Annotated in this window: 25 protein-coding genes and 1 other RNA gene; 6 read left to right on the forward strand and 20 right to left on the reverse strand. The window is 51.6% G+C overall.

Annotated elements, in window-relative coordinates; genetic code table 11:
• Nucleotides 1-166: 166 nt before the first annotated feature.
• Both AC1DV6_RS08365 and AC1DV6_RS08370 read left to right on the forward strand, forming a co-directional pair.
• A complete protein-coding gene (locus AC1DV6_RS08365; protein ID WP_477976994.1) occupies nt 167-337 on the forward strand; it encodes a hypothetical protein in 171 nt (56 codons plus the stop codon).
• Between the two features lie 355 nt (nt 338-692).
• Nucleotides 693-3,005, forward strand: a complete 2,313-nt coding sequence (locus tag AC1DV6_RS08370) for an AAA family ATPase (RefSeq protein WP_477976995.1) — start codon at nt 693-695, stop codon at nt 3,003-3,005.
• Between the two features lie 140 nt (nt 3,006-3,145).
• Here the strand turns inward: AC1DV6_RS08370 and AC1DV6_RS08375 are convergent, their stop codons facing one another.
• The 4 genes from AC1DV6_RS08375 to AC1DV6_RS08390 all read right to left on the reverse strand — a co-directional run bounded on the left by AC1DV6_RS08375 (nt 3,146) and on the right by AC1DV6_RS08390 (nt 6,725).
• Complete coding sequence (locus AC1DV6_RS08375) at nt 3,146-4,138, reverse strand: hypothetical protein (RefSeq protein WP_477976996.1); 993 nt, start codon at nt 4,136-4,138, stop codon at nt 3,146-3,148.
• Between the two features lie 109 nt (nt 4,139-4,247).
• Entirely contained in the window at nt 4,248-4,883 is a 636-nt protein-coding gene (locus AC1DV6_RS08380; RefSeq protein WP_477976997.1) for a hypothetical protein, read from the reverse strand.
• Between the two features lie 89 nt (nt 4,884-4,972).
• Nucleotides 4,973-6,277 (reverse strand): Y-family DNA polymerase, encoded by a 1,305-nt coding sequence (locus tag AC1DV6_RS08385; protein ID WP_477976998.1) that lies wholly within the window; start codon nt 6,275-6,277, stop codon nt 4,973-4,975.
• 7 nt (nt 6,278-6,284) lie between these two features.
• On the reverse strand, nt 6,285-6,725 hold the full coding sequence (locus tag AC1DV6_RS08390) for a LexA family protein (RefSeq protein WP_477976999.1): 441 nt from the start codon (nt 6,723-6,725) through the stop codon (nt 6,285-6,287).
• A gap of 87 nt (nt 6,726-6,812) precedes the next feature.
• Here AC1DV6_RS08390 and AC1DV6_RS08395 point away from each other — a divergent pair, with 87 nt between their 5' ends.
• Nucleotides 6,813-7,289, forward strand: a complete 477-nt coding sequence (locus tag AC1DV6_RS08395) for a hypothetical protein (RefSeq protein ID WP_477977000.1) — start codon at nt 6,813-6,815, stop codon at nt 7,287-7,289.
• Here AC1DV6_RS08395 and AC1DV6_RS08400 read toward each other — a convergent pair.
• The 6 genes from AC1DV6_RS08400 to AC1DV6_RS08425 form a co-directional block, all read right to left on the reverse strand.
• Entirely contained in the window at nt 7,249-7,731 is a 483-nt protein-coding gene (locus AC1DV6_RS08400) for a hypothetical protein (RefSeq protein ID WP_477977001.1), read from the reverse strand. The genes AC1DV6_RS08395 and AC1DV6_RS08400 overlap by 41 nt on opposite strands.
• Nucleotides 7,732-7,764: 33 nt before the next feature.
• A complete protein-coding gene (locus tag AC1DV6_RS08405) occupies nt 7,765-8,448 on the reverse strand; it encodes a hypothetical protein (RefSeq protein ID WP_477977002.1) in 684 nt (227 codons plus the stop codon).
• Nucleotides 8,445-8,792, reverse strand: a complete 348-nt coding sequence (locus AC1DV6_RS08410; protein WP_477977003.1) for an STAS-like domain-containing protein — start codon at nt 8,790-8,792, stop codon at nt 8,445-8,447. Before AC1DV6_RS08410 ends, AC1DV6_RS08405 begins: the two co-directional genes overlap by 4 nt.
• On the reverse strand, nt 8,789-9,880 hold the full coding sequence (locus AC1DV6_RS08415) for a hypothetical protein (protein ID WP_477977004.1): 1,092 nt from the start codon (nt 9,878-9,880) through the stop codon (nt 8,789-8,791). Before AC1DV6_RS08415 ends, AC1DV6_RS08410 begins: the two co-directional genes overlap by 4 nt.
• A gap of 132 nt (nt 9,881-10,012) precedes the next feature.
• Nucleotides 10,013-10,528, reverse strand: a complete 516-nt coding sequence (locus AC1DV6_RS08420) for a hypothetical protein (protein ID WP_477977005.1) — start codon at nt 10,526-10,528, stop codon at nt 10,013-10,015.
• Nucleotides 10,529-10,675: 147 nt separating this feature from the next.
• Nucleotides 10,676-11,158, reverse strand: coding sequence for a hypothetical protein (locus AC1DV6_RS08425; protein ID WP_477977006.1), 483 nt, complete (start codon nt 11,156-11,158; stop codon nt 10,676-10,678).
• 64 nt (nt 11,159-11,222) lie between these two features.
• On the opposite strand from AC1DV6_RS08425, the gene AC1DV6_RS08430 reads away from it, so the two are divergent.
• Nucleotides 11,223-11,522 (forward strand): helix-turn-helix domain-containing protein, encoded by a 300-nt coding sequence (locus tag AC1DV6_RS08430; protein ID WP_477977007.1) that lies wholly within the window; start codon nt 11,223-11,225, stop codon nt 11,520-11,522.
• A 74-nt stretch (nt 11,523-11,596) separates the two neighbouring features.
• On the opposite strand, the gene AC1DV6_RS08435 is transcribed toward AC1DV6_RS08430, so the two are convergent.
• The 3 genes from AC1DV6_RS08435 to AC1DV6_RS08445 are packed head-to-tail and all read right to left on the reverse strand — an operon-like array spanning nt 11,597 to nt 13,691.
• On the reverse strand, nt 11,597-12,223 hold the full coding sequence (locus tag AC1DV6_RS08435; protein ID WP_477977008.1) for an RES family NAD+ phosphorylase: 627 nt from the start codon (nt 12,221-12,223) through the stop codon (nt 11,597-11,599).
• Nucleotides 12,220-12,849 carry a hypothetical protein gene (locus tag AC1DV6_RS08440; protein WP_477977009.1) on the reverse strand — a complete coding sequence of 210 codons (630 nt, stop codon included), beginning with the start codon at nt 12,847-12,849 and terminating at the stop codon, nt 12,220-12,222. Before AC1DV6_RS08440 ends, AC1DV6_RS08435 begins: the two co-directional genes overlap by 4 nt.
• Before the next feature lie 29 nt (nt 12,850-12,878).
• Nucleotides 12,879-13,691, reverse strand: a complete 813-nt coding sequence (locus AC1DV6_RS08445) for a translation initiation factor IF-2 N-terminal domain-containing protein (RefSeq protein WP_477977010.1) — start codon at nt 13,689-13,691, stop codon at nt 12,879-12,881.
• 573 nt (nt 13,692-14,264) lie between these two features.
• Between AC1DV6_RS08445 and AC1DV6_RS08450 the strand changes: the two genes are divergently transcribed.
• The gene (locus tag AC1DV6_RS08450; RefSeq protein ID WP_477977011.1) at nt 14,265-15,581 is read left to right on the forward strand and encodes a type II toxin-antitoxin system HipA family toxin; all 1,317 of its coding nucleotides are present in this window, start codon (nt 14,265-14,267) and stop codon (nt 15,579-15,581) included.
• Between the two features lie 65 nt (nt 15,582-15,646).
• On the opposite strand, the gene AC1DV6_RS08455 is transcribed toward AC1DV6_RS08450, so the two are convergent.
• The 7 genes from AC1DV6_RS08455 to ffs all read right to left on the reverse strand — a co-directional run bounded on the left by AC1DV6_RS08455 (nt 15,647) and on the right by ffs (nt 22,593).
• Nucleotides 15,647-16,144, reverse strand: a complete 498-nt coding sequence (locus tag AC1DV6_RS08455; protein ID WP_477977012.1) for a hypothetical protein — start codon at nt 16,142-16,144, stop codon at nt 15,647-15,649.
• Nucleotides 16,141-18,255 (reverse strand): hypothetical protein, encoded by a 2,115-nt coding sequence (locus AC1DV6_RS08460; RefSeq protein ID WP_477977013.1) that lies wholly within the window; start codon nt 18,253-18,255, stop codon nt 16,141-16,143. The genes AC1DV6_RS08455 and AC1DV6_RS08460 overlap by 4 nt, the downstream gene beginning before the upstream one ends.
• Nucleotides 18,234-20,402 (reverse strand): hypothetical protein, encoded by a 2,169-nt coding sequence (locus AC1DV6_RS08465; RefSeq protein ID WP_477977403.1) that lies wholly within the window; start codon nt 20,400-20,402, stop codon nt 18,234-18,236. The genes AC1DV6_RS08460 and AC1DV6_RS08465 overlap by 22 nt, the downstream gene beginning before the upstream one ends.
• Nucleotides 20,399-21,772 carry a hypothetical protein gene (locus AC1DV6_RS08470; RefSeq protein WP_477977014.1) on the reverse strand — a complete coding sequence of 458 codons (1,374 nt, stop codon included), beginning with the start codon at nt 21,770-21,772 and terminating at the stop codon, nt 20,399-20,401. Before AC1DV6_RS08470 ends, AC1DV6_RS08465 begins: the two co-directional genes overlap by 4 nt.
• 170 nt (nt 21,773-21,942) lie before the next feature.
• Nucleotides 21,943-22,146, reverse strand: a complete 204-nt coding sequence (locus AC1DV6_RS08475; RefSeq protein ID WP_477977015.1) for a hypothetical protein — start codon at nt 22,144-22,146, stop codon at nt 21,943-21,945.
• 14 nt (nt 22,147-22,160) lie between these two features.
• Complete coding sequence (locus AC1DV6_RS08480; protein WP_477977016.1) at nt 22,161-22,352, reverse strand: hypothetical protein; 192 nt, start codon at nt 22,350-22,352, stop codon at nt 22,161-22,163.
• 145 nt (nt 22,353-22,497) lie between these two features.
• Nucleotides 22,498-22,593: signal recognition particle sRNA small type (ffs, locus tag AC1DV6_RS08485), an RNA gene on the reverse strand.
• Nucleotides 22,594-22,972: 379 nt separating this feature from the next.
• Between ffs and dnaX the strand changes: the two genes are divergently transcribed.
• A complete protein-coding gene (gene dnaX / locus AC1DV6_RS08490; RefSeq protein WP_477977017.1) occupies nt 22,973-24,826 on the forward strand; it encodes a DNA polymerase III subunit gamma/tau in 1,854 nt (617 codons plus the stop codon).
• Nucleotides 24,827-24,864: the final 38 nt, after the last annotated feature.

Below are 24,864 nucleotides of genomic sequence, written 5' to 3' on the forward strand. Positions count from 1 at the left end.
TTCCCGCACTACGGGGATCCTAGTCAGACCAAGGTTGAGAGCAACGACGGCATCAGCAAGACCACGGTCTACGAGTACTGGCCAGCCGACACCACCAACTGGATCGTGGGGCGTGTGAAGAGCGCCACAGTCACCAGTGTCAAACCATAAGAGCGGAGTCATCATCATGCAAATCCGTCAACAAGCTCCTATCCAGCGCGCCCTCAAAATCAGCCTGCAAACACTCTTGGCCCTTGGCCTGGGTGCAGCCCCTTGGCTGGCCCAAGCTGAAACCCAAGTACGCACCACCAGCTTTGCGTACAACGCAATTCAACGATCTATCGTTGGACCGCTCTAAAGCGGTCATCCGTATAAGTCTGCAGTTGGCCCAAACCTGAAGTCTGTCAGTTGCACTCGATGGCAACACCGGAAATTGACTATATGTGGTCAAAGGATTCTGGAACAGCTGGTCAGTCTGACCGGAATGCGCATATTGGTGGGAACAGGCCAATTTGAAATCCGGCACGGACAATTTGTGGCGTCATAACTAACGCCTCGAAGCGCGACTCCTTTCGAGATAAAGCGGTCGCTCGATGACGCAATGGCAGCGTCCTAAATTGGGCATCCCCCATTTGGGGGATAGACAGGGAAGTGAATAGAGGACTACATTTCTTGGAGGGCCGACGTAGTGTGGCCTAAGGGAGCCTCTAAAAATGATTCATCGTATCAATCGCCTTCTGCAGTTCGGCATCTTCACCGACTACAACGGGTCTGGCATTCAGAAGTTTGGCAGGTACAACCTTATCTACGGTTGGAATGGCACCGGAAAGTCAACCCTTTCGAATGTGTTCACTTGCCTCGAGAGCCGTTTGCTGATTCCTCGTTTTACTGGTGCGCAATTCTCGATCGCACTTGACGATGGGAATTCGCTGACTGAGACAACCCTGGCGGCTTCACAACTGAACGTCCACGTCTTCAATCAACGCTTCATCCAAGAGAACATTGAATGGGATAAGTCAGTAAGAAGCATCCTCCTCATTGCGAAAGAGAAGATTGACGATCTCCAGGCTTTTGAGAAGAAGAAGAGTGAACTTGGGGAAAAGCAAAAGGAATACTCGGCAAAGCTCACAGAAATTCGAACGAAGACGGAAGCGTTGGATAAATTTCTAACCAATGCTGCTAAGAAAATGAAGACGGGTCTTCAGGCGATTGATACCAGCGATAACTACTATCTGAACTATGACCGCCGCAAGCTCTCGAAGTTTATTGAGAGCAACGGAGAATCGGTTGCATTGAAAGAGTCGGTGCTTTCTGACGAGAAGGTCATCGAGCTAACAAATGCAGCAAAGCCGGACCACCTGCCAAGCATTAGCTTCATCTCAACAACAATTGAAGAAGGCTACTTCAAAAGGGCTGCTGACCGCATCCGCGACCTGATTGGGACGACCGCGATCAATCAGGCGATACAGAGACTTACGGAAAATCCTGATATCCGCGATTGGGTGCAGAAGGGCATGGAGATTCATGAACACCACAAATCAGCTTCCTGCGAGTTCTGCGGGCAACCGGTCACTACAGCTCGTGGGGAAGTCTTAGCAGCTCACTTCAGCAAGGAATTCACCGACTTCCAGACGAGATTGAACAGTGCGGCTACCTGGATGGTTACTCAAGGTGCTCCCGCAAATAGCCTGCCTGCATCCACAATCTTTTATAAGGAGTTTGCGGCTGAGGTCATGAAGCTAGAAGGGCAATACAAGGAAGCCGCTCAGAAAATTGACGCGAAAATTGAAGAATGGCGGGAAGCCTTAAGGGCAAAAATCACTGATCCCTTAAAGACTGATATTCGGATTTCGGATGTGGTTGAGGAGGATGTGAAGAACTTTAATGCGGTCTTATCGTTTATTAATGATTTAGTGAAGAAGCACAACAATAAGACAGACAACTTCAGTGCGGAAACTGCCAAAGCAAAGCGATCTCTTGAGCTTCATTTTGCTGCGGCAGAAATTCAAGAGTTTGACTATGCGGGCAATGAGAAGCATTGCGGGAACTTAGCGGCGACTGCTGCATCCGACAAGGAGACGATTGAAGGTCTTGCCTTAGAAGTAGGGAATCTTGAAGCACTTTTATCCAATGAAACGGTTGGGGCAAAGGAATTCAATAGCATCCTTCATCGCTTTATTGGCCGCTCGGAACTCTGCTTGAGCTTCAACCCTGCAATGAAAGGCTATGAAATCATTAGAAACGGAATTGGGGAGCATGACGGAAATTTGAGCGAAGGAGAGAAGACGGCGATCGCCTTTGTCTACTTCATCACAAAGCTTAAGGAGAAGGGGAACAACATCGCTGACACGATTGTTGTCGTGGACGATCCTGTTTCAAGCTTTGACTCCAACCACCTTTTTCATGCTTACTCTTTCCTCAAGACCCAGTGCATAGACGCTAAGCAGCTGTTCGTGCTCACCCATAACTTCACATATTTCAAGCTGGTGAGGGATTGGTTTGTGACGACCAACAGAAATCGCGAAAGGAAGACGCCGCCTAAACCGCCCGTGGCATTCTTTTATATGCTGGATGTTCCGCCTGGCTCACCCCGCAGTTCCTTCATAGTGGATGCAGATGACTCGCTTAAAAACTTTGGATCTGAGTATCACTACATTTTCAAAAAACTCTACGCCTACCGAGCAAAGGCTGCTCTTAACCGCGACGAGGCATTTCTAACTGCCAACCTCGCGCGAAAGCTCTTGGAATCGTTCTTCACTTTCAAATTTCCTCGAGGGCGTAACGATGTGAGTCAGCTTATGGATGCGGGCTTAGTAGGATGTAGTCTTACGACTGCTGAAACGAAGGAAAAGATTTACAGGTTTATCAACAAATATTCGCACAGCGATGTCATTGAAATAACACAGGAGTCTGCCGAGAATCTCGCGGGAGAGAGCCACAGTGTGTTGAATAACATCTTCCAGTGGATGGAAGAAGTTGACAAGAAGCACTTTGATGAGATGGTTGAGGTTGCCGAAGGGGCGTGAACTTACGACGTAATGTAGCTTTCGGTACAAAAGTGAACTATGACTTCTGCCATTGCCAGCGGGGGATCAAAGTTTCCAACCGGAAGCTGAATCTGGGCAATTCTTTGTCGCAACGGCTTTCACCACTTTGCTCCCTTCATCTAAAAAAGGCATTGAGACATGCGCGCTGCCATTCGCATCTGCAGCACAGGAAGGTGCTCATCCACGAAGGCCTGCAACCGTTCCCTTGATTCCCGCGATCTAGTGTCATTCAAGATGCTGGCATTGATGATGGCTTTGAAATGACTAAGATCCACTGGCAGTAAGGATCTGAAAAACGCTGTCACATCAGCAAGTGCGCTCATTACAACCTGGCTGGACGGCCAGCCATCGTAGAAGACGCTGCCTAGACTAACCACACAGACGCGGTCATCTCCGCACTGGTATTCCGAGATCGAATTTACAAGACCGCTCGCGCCACGAGGCCATTTAAAATGGGTGTCTTGTAGGCCGAGCTGCCAAAGGCGATCGTCTAATGATTTCCCAAGGAGGATGAGATTCCAGCCATGCCCCTCCGATGCCATACCGACAATAGTTCCAGCATTGAAGTGGTGTTCCAATTCCCGCCAGAGAATCTCCTTTGCCTGTAGCAATGCGGCATTGAGAAGCGCCCTGGACGCGCTTTCCTCTGCCCGTTGAAGCATCGCCCTGGCCTCACTTCGTTGCAGCTTCTCCGAATTGCGTCGTTCTCGCTCAGCAATTGCGAAGAGATTGTTGGACGTCAGCTCGGTCACTTGTTGCATAAGCACGTTTCCACAAATACGGCAATGCAGATGAATGTCCTCTACATGCTGCAAGAAGTCTTCCATCCGAGATCGACATTCGCTACGCATCCACTCTGTCGCGCCGTCAAGAACGCCTTGATCGTCCATGACATCCTGCACAGAGAGCAGCCAGTTCTCGAAGGTGCGCAGCAGAATGTTCTCCAAGCGCAAAGCGGCTTTGGCACTCTGCAACTCCAAGCCTAGTGAGTTGTCCCAATCAATGTCGTTCAGATTGAAGCTTCGTGCCCGTTGAATGATGTCGTTGGCTTTGCCAACCTTGAAACGCTTGCCGTTGCGGTGGGAGAGGAGGTAGACGTATGACTTTCTCATGAACTGGTGGTCTCGATGGCTCGAACGGAGTAGCACATTGTGCAAATAATTTGGCTGCTAGCGGATGCCCTTGAACGCTTCATTGCAACCCTGCGAACAGAAATTGGTTTCATGACAGTTGCGCTTGAACGTCTTCTGTCGATGGTTGCAAAGGCGTTGCCTTTGCAAGCGCCATCCATATACCAAATGGTAGTTCTAGCATCTCGCGCTTCGGTGCTGTACGCAGCACTTCAAACCGATCTCCACATTGAAGCATGACACCACATTCAAGTGGGACCTCTTCGGGTTCGGCAATGGGCTTGCCTTTGGCTGTTCGCCCCAGGACATACCAACATTGGCCACCCACATCCAGATAGGCCCTCCGCTTATCCGGCAGTTTGATATCCCCCATTAGGTCTGCTCTGCTCACTTTAATCTCATGAACGATGGGTTCCAAAAAGCTTTGCTTGGAGCTATTGCGGATGGAGAACACATCAGGTTGGCACATCTTCCAATAGCCTTTGGTGCTTCCTTCTGGCGGTATCCAGGCGCGCAGCGCCAGGGCAGTCCATACGAGCCGCCCATCGCGTTGCATCACTTGTGCAACTGCGTTCACCAACGTTTGGTGGGCACTGAGCGCCGTTCGGTTTACCAGCGCAGTTGCTGCCAGATATTGGATGCCGGCGTTGGTCACCCGGACACATTCCAACCCACCAGCGTCCCGAACCCGCTCCAACATGCCATTGGCAAGCAGTTCGATTTCCACTACATCCAGACTCGGCCATCCAGCGGAGCGGTATATCTCTCTGAGCCGCTTGGCATGAGGGCGCTTAAGTTCTGGCAACGGGTCCGTAGTCATGCTCTTGCTATGGGTAGGTCTGAAAGGCGCGTGGTGTATTCCGGGCTCTTGCGCTCCTGTCGCATCGACCAAGAGCTTTTGTCACCAGTAAGCCCGGCACTTGCCAGTTTCATGGTTCCACGTCCGTAACGCAAGTTGACCGCATCCATGGCGGTCATCAGGCGCGTTCTGCCCTCAATAGCGCCATCGTCACACTCCAGATCCAGTTCCCCTTGGTGAACATTTTCATTCTGAAGTTCCATCAGTATTACTCCCGCCTTGGACAGCTTGAAGCCGGGCCGGAATATCTGCCGCAGGCCCATCAGCGCTGCATGCACCAACTTCGCCGTGTCCGCGGTGGGGCGACGTAAAGGGACCACGATGGACCTGGCGTACTGACGGTCATCGCGGAATGGACTCGTATGGATGAAGACCAGGATCTGGGCCGCCAGGCTGCCTTGTTTGCGCAGTTTCTCCGCAGCGCGACTGGCGTATTCCGATACGGCCTCACACAGAGGGGGCAGGGTCATGATGGGAACCCCAAAGGACCGTGTGCAGGCAATTTCTTTCTTCAACTGGGACATTTGCTCCAGCTCAATGCATGAAGTGCCTTGCAACTCCAGTACCGTACGCTCTAGCACCACCGACCATCCGCGCCGGGCCGTGGCCGGGTCCATGCGCACCAGGTCCTGCACGGTCATGACGCCACGTTCATTCAACTGCTTGGTGATCTTGGGACCGACACCCCAGACGCTATTGACCGGCGTGACGTTGAATGCTGCCTCCAACTCCGTCCGGTCCAATGTCTCAAGGTTGCAGACCTGGGCCAATTCGGATGGATACAGCCCCGGCTTGCGCTCGGCCGTCTTGGCGATGTGATTGGCCAGCTTCGCCAGGGTTTTGGTTTTACCCATACCGATGCCGCAGGGAATGCCTGTGCTGCTGACGATGCGGGCTCGGATTCTGCGTCCCCGCTCCACCAGGTCGCCTTGCACGCCGGCGAGATCGATGAAGGATTCGTCGATGGAGTAAATCTCCTGGCTGGGGCCGAGTTCTGCGGCAATGTGCATCATCCGGTCCGACATGTCGCCATAGAGCGCAAAGTTGGCCGACAGGGCAATCAGGCCCGCTTCCTTCTCCAGATGCTTGATCTTGAACCAAGGTGCAGCCATCGCAACACCAAGGGCCTTGGCCTCGTTGCTTCTGGCGATAGCGCAGCCGTCGTTGTTGGAGAGCACGATCACCGGGCGTCCTTCCAGATCCGGGCGAAAGACGCGTTCGCAGCTCACATAAAAATTGTTTCCGTCGACCAAGGCAAACATGATCGACTCATCGGGGGAAGAGTTTGATGGTGGCGGAGACGACACCCCAGAAGCGAACGGTCTCCAGCTCCTTGGGTTCGATGTCGGGGTACTTGGGATTCCCGGCTTTGAGGACCAGTCGCCCCTTCGTGGTGTCGTAGCACTTCACCAAGAACTCATTGTCGAGCGAAACCACCACGATGTTGCCACTGTGGACGTCCCGGCCCTTCTTGATGCACAAGATGTCCTTGTCATAGATACCGTAGTTCTCCATGGACTGGCCCTCCACGCGCATGAAGTACGTGTCCTCCTCCTCGATGGCCAGGATGCGGTTCAGGTCCACGCGCTTGGCGCCAATGTCCTCGGCCGGTGAGCCAAACCCTGCACTGACCCGATTGGCGAGCCAATCCGTCAAAACCGGGTTGCGGGCCGCTTGCACGGGTCGCATGATTGGCAATATACTGGACATGCATACAGTATATATCCAGGGTCACGAAATCACCAAATCTGGCCTATATCGGCCAAGTCGGACCCTATTCAATCGAGGAGAAACGCAATGAATATGGACAATATCAGCAACCTGGTTCCTGCCAGGAGCACGATTATTTTGGAAGTGCAAGGAGCCAGCGAACAGGATTTGGCGCTGGGTTTACAAGCGGCTCAGGCTGTGTTTGAGCGTGCAGGTGTTTCCGCGTACGAGGCATTCACGGGCATGGGAATGGTGGCTGCACATCTGAACGATCTGCTGGAGGCCTCACCCGAGGCAGTACGCGCCGTCACGTCATGGAGTGCTTGGTGTCGCCAGGCAGACGTTTGGTGTGATGCAGAGAATGCTGCGTTGGATGTGGCCTGTCACAGCCTGCCGGATGGCAAATCAAAGTACCGGTTCCGGTTGGAGTGGGAAGGTCGTCAGGCCAAGGAATCAGACACTGAATGGTGGCCTCACAACAAGGGGGCGGTGAAGCTCTATCAGCCGAGGTTTTCTGACTGGATCAAGCCGAAGGCTGCCCAGGAAGGCCTAGAAGCATATTGAATGAATTCAGGTATCGGTTTTCAAACAGGACTTTTCCGCGAACTTTGTGTGGTCCACCGTAATGGGTTCCCAGTTTGTTTTGCCATCCAGTCCAGTCCAAACGCATCATGGTGTGCAACATTGTTCCTTCAGGCATAGACACAGTTGCGGCGACTACCGCAGCTTCGTCGGCATCGTTCCACACATCTGCTAAACGGCAGTCGGTCTCCCAACTCTCAATTTCGCTGTCGTCCGGGCCGGATTCTAAAAAGTCGTACCAACCCAAACACATTCTTTCCGATGATCGCCACGCGCGACGAATGTCAACGTTGGCCGCCTCAAAGACCGCCAATGCTGCTGCAACGCCACGGGCGATATCGTCTGGGCCGGCGTTCTCAACCTCCAAGAGAATATGGAAGTCTTCGCCGATCACACCAAAAAAGTCATCATCAGGTAACTGCATGTGGACTCCAATATAGATTAGTTGCCAAAGTGTTCAGTCCAATGAGTCGATACGAACACGCTCCAGAGCATCCAACATATCTACAGTTGCCAACCCAATTTCTTGAATAAATGGGTCCTGATCGTTGAGCGCGCTGGTGTGTTCATCGCCAAAGTGGTTCAGTGTCATTGCCTTGCGCAATACCTGCACTAGCTGAGCATCGATCTTGAGCTTTTCCTCTGGAACCGCCTTAAAAAACTTCTGGCTCTCAAGAAAATGCGGCAGCGTGAAACAGGCTTTTTCAAAGCGGCCAAGTTTAGAAATGAGCTCTTGTTCCTTGGCCACTTCACGATTGTGCGTGTGATAACTGATGGCCAAAGCTTCCAGTACTTCCAAATCGTCACACAAGGCAGCGACATATTCCCTGATGTGTTTGCGACGCTCACGATTGGCCTGCACTCTATGGACGACATACCATCCGGCGACAACAACCGTTGCCGAAAACAAGCTTGGCAGCACCGCAATAAGTAGCCCCGGTTCCTTTGGCAGTACAGGTGGTGCGCAGCTGGTTTGAGGAACGCATGCGTACGCGTTCGTGACTACTATCGGTGGAGGCTGCAATTTGAAGGCATCCAGCGCTGCATCTTTGCCGGTGGCAGTGCTGATAGTGCTGGCTGACGAAATTGAAGCCGACGATGCGACTGTAGGTGGGGTTGCCTGTGCCACCGCCGTAGTCATGCGCCCGGCGCACCCTTGTTCAGCTTGGCAGTGCGGATGTATTCATCTACATCAAGCTGCCAGCTTTGTACAGAAGTCTCCACTTTCAGTCGTTTCAATGCATCTTCGGTTTCAAGGTTCAGTTCACGGACAGTCCCGCCGAATGCCTCTTCCAGGAAACTGCTGCCGTAGCCCCGCACACCATCAAGTTCGACAATGACGGATTTGCCTTGCCGCAAGGGCTCTAATAGAAATTTCTGGCGAAACTCCTCTCCGCTAAATCGGCCGAGGCGGATGTATCTCAAGCCTGGCAGCTTGGTAAAGTCCTTTGCCACATTGACTCTGACAGTGTCGACAGGTGTCATGACATTCCTTGTTGTGAGGTTTGCTCCAGAGGGAGCCTCCAACCCAGAATCGTTCCATGGATGGAATGACGCAATTTTACAGTTCGATGGGCTCCCACGGCAGACTGGGAGTCCTTGCGATAAGCGTAAAAGCCCTTGTTGCTCATAGCATAAAAGTCACCGACACCATGATCGTCAATGACGGCATGGGCATTTCTCATGCCTCTCCCGCGTTCGTGCAATCCGGTGCTACTACGACCATATTCCATGGCCGCCATCAACGCGCGGGCATCTTCGCCTTTGGTTCTTCGGACAACATGCATCAATTTACGCAATAGCCCGATTTCATTCGCCAATGTAAGAGGCAGCGCTCGATTTACTCCTATGCCCAGATCACAAACAACCACCATCAGTACGCCGTCCTTGACTTGCTGAAAAACCCACCAGCTAGGATTTCCGGGCATTTTCCAAGTGACATCTGGATGATCCTTGTAAGCGTGCTCCGCACAGTTTCCGATAGATTCGATGATCCCCTGATAGACCGGATGGGTAGCTAACCCGGTCACCTCCTCAATATCAGCCATCATTGGCTCCAGTGATTGAGGGTCAACTCCCGTTCGCGGTCCCTCTGCTATTCGCCAATGGATCACATCGTCGCGACTGGGCTGCAGTGCAATTTCAAGTCTCAAAAGACGGTCGATTCCGGTTTGCTTCAGCACTTGTTGCGTCCGATGACTGGTCGGCTCAATCGCCTCAATTCGCGTTCCACGCATTTCAACCAAACGGGAGAGTTCGGCCTTAAACAACAAGGCAGCATCTACAACCATCCGCCGCACGCCCCGCATGTCAATGACAAGAATAGGAGAAGTGACCGACCTAAGCATTTTCAGAAACCCGAAATATTCATTGACGTCGGTGCCGCTTTGGTAACTTTTCACAGACATCAAGATGAAATGCGAAGGTGCCACCAAGACCTGCTTTTCACGGCCAATCCGATGTTTGCGTTTCGCATGCCTTGACAGCCCTGGGCCAGACTTCTGGCGCAACCGMATTACGTGTTCGCTCTTCCATCTTTGAAATAGCCGTTGCTTGACTCTCTGTTTCTTCATATTGGTCTTATCCCTGTTTTCGCAAGTCTAGCCCTGAACAAATCTGTAGAAGGTGTCGAATGTGGGGGGAGGGCTTTTCAGGAGTCAGAAATCGCAAGCAGAGTTAGCCAAAGCGACCGGAACAGTACTAGATCAACTCCGAATGTCGCCACCTGCTGCGATCCAACCCATCCGGTTTGATTGTGCATCGTCAAGGGCGTGGTGCCTCCTCAGACCGTTTGCAAAACCATTTTCAACGGTTTCTACAAATCGATCAAACTCAATCAAGTAGTTCATATTGAGCAAGAGTGGTTCATCGATGAGATTCTTTGGCCATAGCCCTGGTTCCTTCAGGATCCGCACAATCCACGGCCAATCCCAAGTGAGTGAGTCTGTTGCTAGTACGAGCGGTTGGTTGAAAGATGCTAGCCAAGCCGATAACCTCTCGCTTAAGTCGCGCATAGTCATCTGGTACTGCCCACCTTGCAAAAGCGGTAGCACTCTGGTTCTTGCGAAGTCGCTAGTTTGTGCGAGACACCATGTATCGGTGAGCTCGGCATAGAAGGATTGCACACCAGCTTGGTCAATCAGACCAATTGAAATGAGTTCTGCACCGTCGTTCAAACTTGTGAACTCAGTATCAAAAAATATTCGGATTTCGGGCGTCATGCATGCCATGGTGCCACGAGCATCCCCAACTTCCGCTTCCTTTGGAATTGCCTCAATCTAAAGTGACCTATCCGCGCTAGGTGAAGAAGTATGCACAGCATTCAGTCCGACGACTGGAACTTCATGGAGTACTACTGCTTTTGCCCTTCAATTCCCTAACCCTGATGAAGCTCTTCCAATTGGTGACGAGAATCGAATACTCTTGACTTTGAGGTCATCGACCTGAGTTCCAAGGTTAGATCTGACATACCATTTGCCGTCGTCTGTTTCAAAGACATCTGCTGTGAACCCATCGCACTCTGGCTCTGGTGCTGTCCAAACGGCACGGAGCAGGTCCATCTTCCAGCCTGACGTGCCATTTATGTGACCGGGCGTCATGATTTGCACTGAGTCAACACTCAATAGGCCGCCATGGGAATCCTGGACAAACAGTTCCAACTCCTCTGTGTCTGCGAGCAATACAGTTCTTCCTATATCGAAATATTCATCGTCTATGGACTCCGCCTGGCGGAATGAAACAATAAACCATGGACTGAGCAGAGTCAGCTCCATCGCCCGCCAATATGTGTCGGATGCACTGCCCAGAATGTCCGAGACTGGCGATCTGTAGGCGTGATTTGTAATGAACATGCTGCTCAAAATGCACACTATACATTGTAGCGTTTTAGTGTTCAATGTTAATTAATCGGTATGCATGACGCATACCAAATCACATCCAAACAACTTTGGGAAAGCCCTTAAGTTTTCTCGAAATGCACGCCAGCTTAGCCAAGAGGGATTCGGCTTGGTTTCAAGTCGAACGTATATCAGTTCGCTAGAGCGAGGAATTGGATCGCCAACCTTAGCCAAGGTTGAGCAATTGGCAGAAGTAATGGGCATGCATCCGATGACCTTGTTGACGCTCGCTTACATGAAGACGCCGTTAACTGGTGGGCTCGAAAGTCTCTTTTCTAAAATTGAAAACGAAATTTTGCAATTGCGTGACGTGAAATGATTTTTTCAACGATCATTTGTTGCGCAGCAATGTAGAGCCATGATGTAACCAGAAGAGAAATTGAAATTGGAGCGTCAGAAGGGTGCCTTCGGACGAAGTGCTCGTAAGTCGAAAGCTCCTTGAACTTGCGAAACAAAATATTTCTCGTAACGTCCCTCGAAGAGCGCATAGTTAAGTGCGCCACGGCTTCGATGACTGCGGTAGCAGATGCCGACGACATTGTCGTGTTTAACTGTGCAAAGTGCGTCAAATATCTTGGCCGACGCCGACCGCCAGTAACCGATTTCGTCAAGAGTGTTGTCCAAGTCCAAGCCAAAAAAACCGGCCGTCTTTGGCGCTGTCAGATCTATGAAGCTAACCGACTCCATAGCGACGAGATTTGTCCACTGTAGTTTCATCTGCCCGATTTCTGCGAATTCCGATACCTGGTAGGTTGGCGGATTCGTAGGCGCAAGTATCAGAGCGCGGACTTCGATAGCCGCCGTGCTCAGACAATCTGAGGCGTAGAGAATGGCATAGTCTTCTCTGCGGTGCATCGGAGGGTCAAGGCGGCCATTTCGCTTTTCCGGTGGTGCAGGCAAGAAATCTGCTCCTGGATGGCGAAATAATCTGCAGAGTGGCGTATCGGCAGGAATGACTCTTACGCTTACGTCATGGCCTAGCAGCAGAAGGTTGGTATTTTCGGATTTGTTCGATGTCATGTGAGGGCATATTGAAGGCCCTCCAAAGCGTGTTCCACCACATATGCCCTACGCCGTTCAGCGTTTAGGGATGCCAGTTTTTCAATCACTGCTGAGTTGATTCCATCCCGGGCCGGTCGTTGGCCTGTGAGGAACTCCACACCTGTGAGATTGCCAAGCGATGCTTGAACCGAGCGGAGAAATTCCCACAGCAGATTTGTGGGAGCGTCTTGAGCTCGGAACTGACCTATGAGTTCGGTTAGCAGTGTGCTATCCAATCGCGAATGCAATTGAAATACTGGATAGCGGCGACCATTTTCTCGGCCGGGCGGCAGCACTGAAAACAACGTACCCTTCTTTTCCCGATCGTAGACATTTGCTTTACTGCACTTCATGCGTTCAGCCATTTTTTCAGCTGTAAGCAACTCGCGGTTTAGGTCGCCAAGCTCCTCCGCATGGGAGGCTAAGGCAAATATTCGCGCCGCACCACTGTGTGTGCTCTTAGTCTGTTTCCAACTTGCGTCTCCCATGTCAACGAGGTCGCCCAGGCTTAGGCCCAGGCGCTCAAGGATTGACGGATTGATCGCTAGCAGCATGATCGGGTCAGGATTTGATGAGGAATAGTCTTTGGAGGATTGTTGAGACATAGGTGTTTGCCGAGTCAACGGCCGCGTTCTCATGCCAACGAAATTGTGGCCACGCAAGAAGGCAGAAAGTGTTTGAGACGTAGCAAGCGCCATGCTGCTGCTGCAACTGAGGACCGCGCTTTTATTCCGCTGCCGACGTGTAGTCCTGTCTGGGACGCTGGAATGCCCTTTGCATAGAGTGCATTGAATATGTCGCGGGAAAGTCGATTTCCGTGGTTCCCATGGCCGGCAAGTGCATAGACCGCAGTTCGAACGACGTCCAAATACTGCGGATCCACTTCGTGGCGAATTCGCGCTATTAGTTCACGGACATGGACTTTCTGCCTTCTTCTTGGTTCGAAGGTGAAGACGGTAGCTGCATCTTCCAGCGCGTCAGCTTCCTCTGCGTTGGGAAATCTGCCGAATAGATACCGAAACGCCGCAACTACTTCGTACCAGGCCTTGCTTTCTGTGTATGTCGGTTTGGTGCTTCCTCGACCAACATTGCCGACCAAAATCACTTTGTTTGTATTTGGGCGCTGAACCTCAATCACGTCACTACTTTCGCCAGTTTGAAAATCTAAACTGGAGGGAGACCTTTCTATGGTCTTCGTCTTGCCCCGTACTACAACTGTGATTGTTTTGCGCTCAATTTGGGCGGACCTATGAGACTCCTGCAGATATTTCAGTAGCTGCTGTTTGTCATTGTCTGAAAGTAGTGAATTTTCGTCCTCCTTATGAATTCCTGCGGATTGCAGTTGTTCCAGAAGGGCAGACGTTTCTTTTCGCAACTCAATAGCGAAGCTTTTGACGGTCTCGTGCGTTTCCGTCCTAGTTTTCCGAAATTGGGATATTTCCAACATGATTTGAATTTAATCAAGTTTGTTGAGTTTGTCAAGTATGTCAAGTAAGTAGGGCGTGGCACATGGCATGGATGATTGTTTTCATTGATCTGGTAGATTTAATGATTAAACACACATTTATATGCATTAAGTCATTAATTAACTATTAAACATATAAATATGTGTTTAACACTTCAATGTATTCTTGCAATTCATGAGGGATTGCTAGATTATGTCTACATAAGTAGGTGTTGAGCACACAAATAGCACTTAGTATCCATATATATGACTGATATGCCAGACACTATAGCCAATCTGGAGGCGCTCTTAGGTGAGCAATTCCGAAATACTAGGCTGCGCAAAAATGAAAGCCAAGCTGTGCTAGCGAACGAAGCGGATGTATCGATAGGCGCACTCCAAAACTTGGAAGCCGGTAACGGCGCTACGGTTCGAACAATGGTCAAGGTACTGCGTGCTCTGGGACGACTGGACTGGCTGCAGACTTTGCAGCCCGAGGTAAGCATCAGCCCAATGCAGCATCTATTGCAATCAACAACTGCACGCAAACGGGCGCGCAAGTCGAAGTAGGCGCCTATGGCGACATTCAAGCCTGTAAACGTAGTGGAAGTCCGCATGTGGGGCAAGCGTGTTGGGGCTGTGGCCAACGATCCCACAAAAGACTATTTCGCGTTTGAGTACGACCCCAAATGGGTTAGAGCTGGAATTGAACTGGCGCCGCTGCAAATGCCGCTGTCCATGGCCAACCAGCCCTTCATCTTCACCGGCCTGCCGCAAGAGACATTCCAGCGCCTACCGGCCATGCTCGCGGACGCATTGCCGGATAGGTTTGGCAATGCACTGATCAACGCCTGGATGGCGGATAAAGGCGTTCCGGCCGACCGCATCACGGCGTTGGACCGACTGGCCTACATGGGCAAGCGCAGCATGGGCGCCCTGGAATTCAAGCCAACACGCGGATCCAACACCAGCTCAGCCACCGCGCTCCAGCTGGGCAAATTGGTTGATGCCGCGCGAATGGCACTCGAAGGCAGCTTCAAAAATGAAGTGCTCACCAAAACCACCTTGAGTCAGATCATTCAGGTAGGCACCTCAGCTGGAGGGGCGCGGGCCAAAGCCACTGTCGCCTGGAATCCAAAAACCGACGAACTACGCGCCGGACAGTTTGATGTGCCAGAAGGTTTTGAGCACTGGATACTCAAATTCGACGGCCTGAAGGACGATTCAAGCCTTGGAGAAACAAAAGGCTTTGGGCGAACTGAATACGCCTACTACCTGATGGCCGAAGCAGCCGGGGTGGATATGGCACCATGCAGGCTATTGACGGAAAACGACCGCGCCCACTTCATGACAAAGCGCTTTGACCGCGAAGGCAATACGCGAATCCACATGCAATCGTTGTGCGCGATGGATCATCTGGACTACAAGCAAACTGGCGTCCACAGCTATCGTCAACTGTTTAACGTAATGATGCGCCTGGAGCTAGGTAAGGACGCCATGCGGCAAATGCTGCGCCGCCTAGTGTTCAATACGATGGCAGTGAACTGGGATGACCATACCAAAAACTTCGCGTTCCTATTGCGTGAAAACGGCAAATGGGAACTGACCCCGGCCTATGACATCTGTTTTGCATATGACCCCACCAACCGATGGATCAACCAGCACCAGATGTCGATCAACGGCAAGTTTCTGGGCATCACACGCGAGGACATACACATACTCGCTGAAAAAATCGGTATCAGCCGCGAGGTGCCTATAGTGATCAAGGCGGTGGGAGAGGCTATAGCACGGTGGGATGAATTCGCGACGATCGCTGGTGTGCCACAAGAGACCAGAGTGCATATTGGCAGCCACATAAAGCGAATTGGCATGCCCTTGTACTTGGATAACTAAGGCTAAGAGAACCCATACCCGTTTACGCTTGCTGTTGAAAACGGAAGCCATAGTTGGAACTCTCACTAAATGGGCTTTTGGGGTTTGAGCGGTGTCACATTCGTTGTACTGATTGCCCCAAGACGTTGAACAAGCAAAGCATTTTCAGTACGAAGACTTTCGAGATCGGCCTTAATTGACTGAAGCTCCAGCTCGGTTAGAGCGTGGCGCTTTTCAAGTGCAATGTATTTATCTCGCCATTCATCAGCTCTTTGAGTCGCAGTCTTTCTGAGAGGCTTACCGGCCTCATCATCATCAATTATTTTTAGAGAATCTAGCCAAGTATTAGCGAACTTCTTCAATAGCTGATTCGCTTCCCGCTTTTTGTACAGCGTAGATTCGTCAATACCAGCACGCAGTGAAAGCTCAAGCAAAGTCACTAAGCCTCCATTTTTGGGGAAAACGCCGCCATTCGCAGCAATTTCCTCCTCAATCTCCTTCATTGCTTGCTTGATCCGCAGTTCGACATCTGATGTACGAGCAGCGCCGCGCAGAGCAGCACCACGTTTATGCTGACTGGTCATGAAGCGCTTTGAGTGAAGGCGGCAAGTAGCGTCTGCACATCAGGTTTTGCCAAGAACTCAATCTTGATGTCTGGGAAGGAGTTAACCTCATCAACAAAGCGTGTCATTGCATCGTGGAATACCAAGAACTGTTCATCTTCAAATGCCTGGCACGCAATGTCTAGATAACTATTTGCCACCTCCTTTACATCTCGCCTACGGCGTGCAAGGACAATTCGGTTGCTGCACTCGGACTTGCAATTCGAAGTATCAGGTTCACCTCGACTTTTCTTGGCTCGGCAAAGTCCAGCTTCGCCAGGCAACTTCGAGCAGACGACGTCTTTTTGGATGAATCGCCAACCCTGTCCATTTGCGGTCAACATTTGGGCTAGGTCGTACGCAGTGTGGTTTGTCCACACACGCCCAACTTTGTTGAGACGCGATTCATGTTCACGAATTGTGTTTGCCAACACAGTAGTCTGCGCACCACTATGAGCCGGCGGGGCAATTCCATTCGATATGGAATCGCGAATCTCATCCAGTGTCTCGGCGCAATGCATGACTCGCAGTTCTCGCAAAACGATTTCTGCCTGAGTCCGAAGGTCGGGATCTGAAAGTATGTAATGCAGCGTCATTTCTATGGACTTATGACCGAATAGACGCTTAAGGACTAAAGGCGAGTTGAATAGAGCTACACCAGCGACCCTGGCAACAGTCTTCCTGAAGCGATGTGGGTGAAGGTTGATGCCATCTGGCTTAGGATCCAAACCCAAGCGCACAGCGAGCATTTTTAGGGCATGCCCGGTTTTGACAAGAGGCGTCCCTGGACTTGCCTGACCACCAGTACCGAGAGATAGCCACAGAGCTCCATGAGTTGGCTTAGTAGTTGGGAGGCCATCTTCCAATCTACCCGCAGGCAATCGATCAGACACATTCGCCAGTCTTGATTGTTGCCCAAGTGCCATAACAAGGACATCTGGAGCTGGCCACTGGCGCCTATCTCCAAACAAATTCGATGAGAGTTTGTAGGTCCAACCATGAACATAGTTGTTTCTGTCACGCTTTGTCGTAACGCATGAACGAGACAAGCTTTCAACTTCCCCAACTCGCGCGGCGCAGGAAAGCAAGGAAATAAACAAATGAGCGCCCTGAAGTGCTGCACTCAAAGTCTTGAGTTGCTTAAAATTTGTGGGAGGCCAAATCTCGTTTCCGGATGGGTCTTCAAGTGAATAGGTGTGTTCCAGTGGACTCCCGAACCTGTCTATCCAGGGGTACTTCTCAGCATGAGACGCAAAAAACTTTGTAGTGAGACCGTATCTGCCAATGAGTTTGCTAAAGGTGAGATGTGCCCAGTCAAGCTGCTCAAGATAGGTCGCAAAATTCTCCGATAGCAAGAGTATGTTGGGTCCAAGATCTTGGATTAACCACATTACGCGCGGTCCAGCTTGCACAAGAAAGTTGTCGGAAATTGCCTGAAACTCGCCATCGATGGATTGAGGATGGGTAATGGCCTTGGGTCCACGTGGATCAGTTTGAGAGGCAATGTTGTAATGTGGAGGCGCGTCAGACCACCATCCACGCGAAATCAGAGTTGCAATCCGATTTAGTTCAATTCGGGTTCCCACAGATGCTGCAAATTCATGGACATCCTCAAGTGTCAGACAAGAGAAAAGGCCAATTGAGTTTGGAAGTTCAGTTCGTCGCTCAATTGCCCGTGCAACCATCTGGCAAATTTCAACGTAGAGAAGCTTTGCCACTGTGTGAGGTTTTAGACGCTGGTTCCTGCCTCCACCCCGGCCCCCTGAAGGAGAAATTCGTAATAGAAGTCCCAAACGAGTGACGGCCACTACCCCTTCATCTACAAATTCTTCTGGACACTCAGTTTCGCTCTGAAGATATGCTTTGATTCGCTTGCGAATGTGGAACGCTCGAAGACTCACCCCAATTTTTCCTGGGGCTAGGTCCTTTGGTGTTTCCCAAGTCCCCCAAGTCTTGCCATGGCCTGCAAGAAACTGCGCATTCTGGAGGTCCGCAATTGAAAGGTATTGGACATTTTCGAGTGCAAAATGATTCAGGAGTGCAGTTCGTCCTTGTTCCTCGGCGTTCGAGTTCAGCAGATTGTGGTGTTGCACTGCTGCTCCATCTTCCGAATAAATCCAACTCCGGGCACCACGTGTAACCCAGCTTCAATCTTTGCGCGCCATCGTGATCGAGCTGCATTGACTTCAATCTGCTCGAAAAGGTTATGTAGTAAATATTCTCCCGCTTCCAATTCGGTTTCATATTCGCCTTGAACCCACGTTTCAACTGGAAGATGATCAGACATTGCTCGCAGCTCTTCGACTCGCATAGCGATTCCATCGAAACTCTCTGGTAGGAATCGGGCATTCGCGCAGTTGCGAAGGCAGCGCTGAGTTCCGCACAATTTACCTTCTGCGTGATCAGGTGAAATATCACGGGGAGGCAGAGTTGGATCAGAACATGCAACTTGTACTCGCGAACGCATCATGCTGCGGTACTCAAATAGTCGCGTGAGCTTATCTTGGGAGAGCTCACCATAACGAACTAGATGCGAGAGGATTGTGAGGTCCACGCGACCCCGTTCAAGCTCTGCAATAAAGTAGGTTATGACCTTCTTTGCCTGCTGATCGTTCTCAGCATCAAATACATTGTTTTGAAGATAGCGATCAGTTGATTTGAGTTTGGCATGTCCGAGTGCAAACATAACAGCCAGGACATTCCCACCCGTTTGCGCGTGAACCCATCGTGCATATATGTCTCGAAAATCGCTTGGAACGATCACGGCGATTTCTGGTAGTTTGCGCACTTTTCGAGACGCATTCAGCTTGCCAATGACCTGCTCAAGGTAAGACACGATAAGTCCATTTTTCGATGAGTTCGAATAGACCGCCCAAGCTTTGCCGTCGATCCAATTTATTGTTCCCCGTCGGTCGACGTACAGCCAAACGTTTCTAAGTCCTTGCTTCAACTTTTGCAATTCCAAGAACTTGCTTTGAAGCTTCTCTTGAGGGGCTCCGCTAGAAATAAGGCGATCCATCTCCTCTTCCGAGACTCGAACTATCAGACTCAACTGTTTGCGCAATGTTGCGCTTCGCCCCAAATATTTCGCAACAATATTGGGGGGAGAGTCGGGATTTTTTTTGAGACCCGAGCAAAATTGCAGGCGGTTACCGGCACGTCGCTTCTTTCCCTGCATAGTGACCTCGTCGAGGTCTATATCTTCATCCTCACTAAGTATTAGAACGGCTTGCTTATCGCTTTTGGGATGATCAAATATCCGTTCAGGTAATGTGGCATCAACACCCGCAATGAGCGTTGAGGGATTCCAGCCGCAACCAGCCAGTGCCATGTGAAATGCTATGTCCGCTTCTCTCCTGGTCGGAAAGGCAATCCCTCTCATTGTTGTAGTTGAAAGCTTGGTATAAGCATTCAAGCTGGGAAGGCCATCTTGCAGTTGCTCTGGAGTGGGGAGGGCATTGCCAGTTCTCAGTTGGATGCGCTTTAGGTGCTGCCAATTTCGCTGCAACACCTCCACTTCCTCTGCATATTTGCGCACGGCATCGACATTTTCCTTCTCATACTCCGATAGCGTGTCAGGTTCCTCGCCGCGCATGATTGCATCGTTTCGTTCCCACTCTGAACGCACCTTTTCCCAATCACGTTTTATTGCAATTCGAACTTCTTTTGCTTCGCCATCGGGAATTAAATGTCGATCTGGTTCAGGATCTGAGGGAGGTGTCCAGACAACTGGACCAAGGCGCATCAAACTGCGAGCATCATTCACAGTTGCCATAAATATGCTGAAGGATTGCGCAGTGATTTTTTGTTGATGCATCACAGCTTCATGAATGTGCGTGAGATCCTTGACACTTGAAACTCGTTCATTGGGATGTCCGCTCGGGGATTCAATTTGCTCAAACTCGTCAAAGAAACGCCAAAACCTGCGTAGCGCAGCCTTGTAGTTCTTGCAAGTAAGTTCCGTGGCAAGACTAAGTCTCGCTTGAAGGGCGGGGGCCAGTTCCGCTATGAGCTCTGGGCGACCTGAATATGCTCCACCCCAAACGCCTCGTTTCTTTGAATTCTCATTAAGTTCACCTTCACCATCGGCAAAGATATGTAGATCGACCAGAGTATTTTCTGTTGGATGGTTTGTCCAAAACAGGAGGGGATCAGTACTGGTGAACACATTTGTTGGAACAACCAACGTCATGCCAGTATGTTCTTTCAAACGGTCCTTGTTGTTTGCGAACATACTCATATTGAATCCAGTTCCTCAAGCCACTTGCGCGACAAGCCCAAGGGTGTTCGAAGCCTATTGAAAAGCCATTCGAGATATATCTCTGATGTTGCAGATCGGGCATGTCTCAACTGAGGGCGGATCTCTAGTTGAATTACCGTTTGCATCGTGTCCTTTAGTGCTCGCATCAATGGGTGATCTGCGTCAAGCACTGAATCTCTTTGAATCTTCTTGATCAACGATATGTGTTCCTGCATCTTGTCCCACAAGTATTGGCAAGCCCACCAATCTCTGGCCAGATGTGGACTCCAATGCCGTGGGCGATCAACGGCTGTCCAAAACTCATAGATTTGACTTCCTGTATACCGGGTGCCAGTTTTCGGGTTGATATATAGATGTACGCTGTTTTTAAGTAGTTTGCGTGCCTTAAGTGGGTCCCGAACACCCTTTGTCAGTTTCTTTAACGCGTTGAGGCGCTCTCCATTCCTGTACTGATCAATTCGAATGGCAAGCCAATGCGGGACCAAAATGCTGTCTTGTGGACCGACCTTGTCGTCGTGTTCATCGATGTAGTACTCCGTACCCTTAGCGCCCATTTTTATTTCAATGGAAATTTGCCATACCTCTTTCGGCTGATCTTTATTGACGATATTCCAGTCTTCTTGATCTAGAGGAATGGTGTCAACTCTCCAACATGCAAGTTCTTCGCGTCGTATAGCGGTGTTGAGAACATGATCAACCATCAGACCTTCAGTCTTCCCAATGACAGGCCGGCCATAAATTCGGCCACGCCATGCCCAAATTTCTTCATCGGATGGAAAACTTAGCGTACGTTTGTTGACTTTCGCCTTCCCTTGTCGAGACTCTACGGACTTAATTTCGAAGCTGCGGGCCTTCTTAGAACTCTCCAAAACAAAGCTTCGTGTTTGAGTTGGGATTTCGAAGGAGGCCCTATGGCCCTTGTCAGCCCCCCACATTTGATAATCAAGTGCAGTTTGGACTCGAAGGTTTACCGTTGTTTCTGATAGTGGGGTTCCTCGGCTAGACCAGATCCCCTTGAGCATTTCTATCTGGTAGCGGCCGAGTAAGTCTGACGAGTACTCAGCAGTCATTAAATCCAGTCCACGTGCCTCTGCCCACTCTAGGCAATTGCAAAGCCAATATGCGTTGTTTTTGACTGAGGTCCGAGAAGGCTTTTTATATGCAGGTCGAGAACCTCTCCAAACAGGGTCCCATAAACCTAAAGCGCGATCAATTAGAAACTGGCTCGGAAGTCTTGCGTAACCAGGTTCGGAGTCAAAGATTGCAGGAATGTGTGCAACCTTGCCGAAGCCAGCTTTTTCCAACTCATGAGGCTGGAAATATTTGACCTTGAATCCGTATTTGGGCATTTACTGAAGAAATCTTAAATGACATTAAATTGTCTCAAGACAAATTCAGGGCAAGTCAATAAGTGTTGACTTTATAAGGACTGGGAAGCGCCTACAGGCGGCTACTTGTTACAGGCCAGTTTCGCCAGTGGCGTGCGGGCGGGGCAGAGTGCCGCCCAATATTCCGCGACTCAGCCGCGGTAGCCCAGCACGCGTGCAGGCAGGAATAGCACGGCCTTCAGCAGGGCCAGCGCCGCGCCGATTCCTATGCCCAGAATTGCAAACGGAATCGACAAGATAAACACCAGGGGCCACAGCACCAGAGCGAGCACTGCCAGCGGCCAGCTCAAGCTCAGCAAAATGAACCACCCGATAAAAAGCAGCAAAGCTTTCACGAAGTTCTCCTGAATTAGGACTGGTGTCCCACGATGGTCACGGTTTCCAGCGTGATGTAGCTGGGCACTTGGTAGCTCATACCCTGGCTGCCATTTTGCGCCATGTCATCCATTTTCCACAGCATGGAGCCATTAACCACAGCGGCCATCAGGACAGCCATTACGAAGCCAGCAAGGCGGGTAGAACGTTGTGTTGAGTAAGTCATTTCATTTCTCCGGTTGCAGACCACAGCGGCCTGATGGAGTGAAATGTAGGTAGTTACCCCGAAGATCGCCACGCAGTTGCGACGGAATGCGTCGGCGTGCGAGGAATCGCGGGAAAAGCGCGATGAATGTACTGAGAAAGAGGGGGTTGACGAGCCTGATCCTGGCACTGGCTCCACAGTTAGGGCTGCTTGGTTCCCCACCTGACCCGGTTGGCCGCTTCACCATGCAGGGAGGCCCGTCAAGCTCTATTGTAGGCTGAGTTGGATTACCTTTCTTGTGGGTCAGTAAGACACTTTGACTGCTCGCTGCGGGTTTTCTTTCGCCCGCTGATGGCGCGGGGCATACGTTTTGCTCCGTGTCCCCCGGGCCGTGAGGGCTCTCCTCCTTTACCTACGCAAAACGCACACCCCGCACCCTCAACGGGAGCTGCTTCGTGCGATGGGTCTTTAAGACATTGGTAAACCTGCACCTCGGTGGGATTAGGTGGGTTGGGTGCTCCCCGCAGCGAAATCAAGGAGGAGGGGCCCTCACGGCCCCGGGGGACATTCGCGGAGGGGAGTACCCGACACGCCTGATCCAGAGGTGAAGTTGTCTGTATCCCTTCGCCTAGAATCAGAACATGTCCTACCTAGTGCTAGCCCGCAAATACCGCTCACGCAATTTCTCCGAAATGGTGGGGCAGGACCATGTGGTGCAGGCGCTGACCAATGCGTTGACGACCCAGCGACTGCACCATGCCTACCTATTTACCGGTACGCGGGGTGTCGGCAAGACTACGGTGTCGCGGATTCTGGCGAAGTCGCTGAACTGCCAGGGCGTGGACGGCAACGGTGGGATCACGGCGACGCCTTGCGGTGTTTGCCAGGCCTGTACCGATATTGATTCGGGCCGTTTTGTTGATTACACCGAGCTGGATGCGGCTTCGAACCGCGGTGTGGATGAAGTGCAGTCGCTGCTGGAGCAGGCGGTTTATAAGCCGGTGCAGGGGCGCTTCAAGGTCTTCATGATCGACGAAGTGCACATGCTCACCAACACCGCGTTCAACGCAATGTTGAAGACGCTGGAAGAGCCGCCCGAGTATTTGAAGTTTGTGTTGGCCACGACCGACCCGCAGAAGGTGCCGGTCACGGTGCTGTCGCGTTGCCTGCAGTTCAACCTTCGGCCGATGGCGCCGGAAACTATCCGTGAACATTTGACTTTCGTGTTGGGCAAGGAGAATGTGCCCGCCGAGCCGCAGGCTTTACGCCTGCTGGCCCGCGCTGCGCGTGGATCGATGCGCGATGCGTTGTCGCTGACAGACCAGGCAATAGCATTTGGCTCTGGGCAGTTGCAGGAAGCGACTGTTCGTCAGATGCTGGGGAGTGTGGACCGCTCCTATGTATTCCGGCTGATCGAGGCGCTGGCGACAGGCGACGGCAAGACTGTCGTTGAGACCTCTGAGGCCTTGCGTCTCAATGGTCTGAGCGCGGCGTCCACGCTGGAAGAAATGTCTACCGTGTTGCAGCGCATGGCCGTGGTGCAGACGGTGGGCCATGCGACTGACGAAGATACCGACCCTGAGGCGGCGGACACTGCACGACTGGCCGCGCTGATGCCTGTAGACGAAACGCAATTGCTGTACAGCATCTGCCTGCATGGCCGTGCTGATTTGGGCCTGGCGCCCGATGAATACGCTGCGTTGACGATGGTGTTGTTACGCCTGCTGGCGTTCAAGCCGCAATCTGCGCTGGCTGAAAAAAAAACTCTAGATAAACCCGAAGTCGGGCCGCTACCCAAGGCGCTACCCCGGCCTCAGCCCCAACCCGCTGCGCCACAACCGACGCTGCAACCCGCACCACAGCCCGCGCAGCAAGCTACGGCCCACGCGAAGCCACAGCCCTGGGAAGACGAGGTTCCTCCCGGTCAGGTGTTGTCCGTGCGTTCTGGTGCACCTGCACCTGCCATCACTCAGGATTCAGTGCCAAAAGTGCCTGTAGCGCCCATGCAGAGTGCGCAAGCAGCTACTAAAGTTGTAGCAGTTCCGGTGCGGCAACAGATCGAATCGCATGCCGATATGCCGGCACAACCGGCCACTCCGACCTTGATCCCCACCGAAGAGGGTGATTTCTGGCATGCATTGGTGCAGGAGTTGATCAAGGCCGAGGCCATTGCTGCGTTGGTGCGCGAACTGGCGTTGCAATCGCAATTGGTAGCACGCGATACCGACCAGTGGCTGCTGCGCGTGGAACGTGAGTCGCTGAACCAACCGGGAAGCCGCGACCGCTTAAGCGCTGCACTACACGCGGCAGGGCATGCGGTCAAACTGGCGGTCGAAGTGGGGCGTGTGACCGACTGCCCGGGGCGCCGCAACGCTGCTGCGTCTGCTGAAAAACAGCTGGCCGCAGAAAAGATTATTTTTGAAGCACCCTTTGTGCAAGCGATGATGCGTGACTTTGGCGCGAAAATTGTGCCTGGCACGATCAAACCCATTTAATCAGTTGGGGTCAGAGCACACGCTGAGCGGATGGTCTG

The organism is Rhodoferax sp. P2_H8_2 (assembly GCF_056403235.1).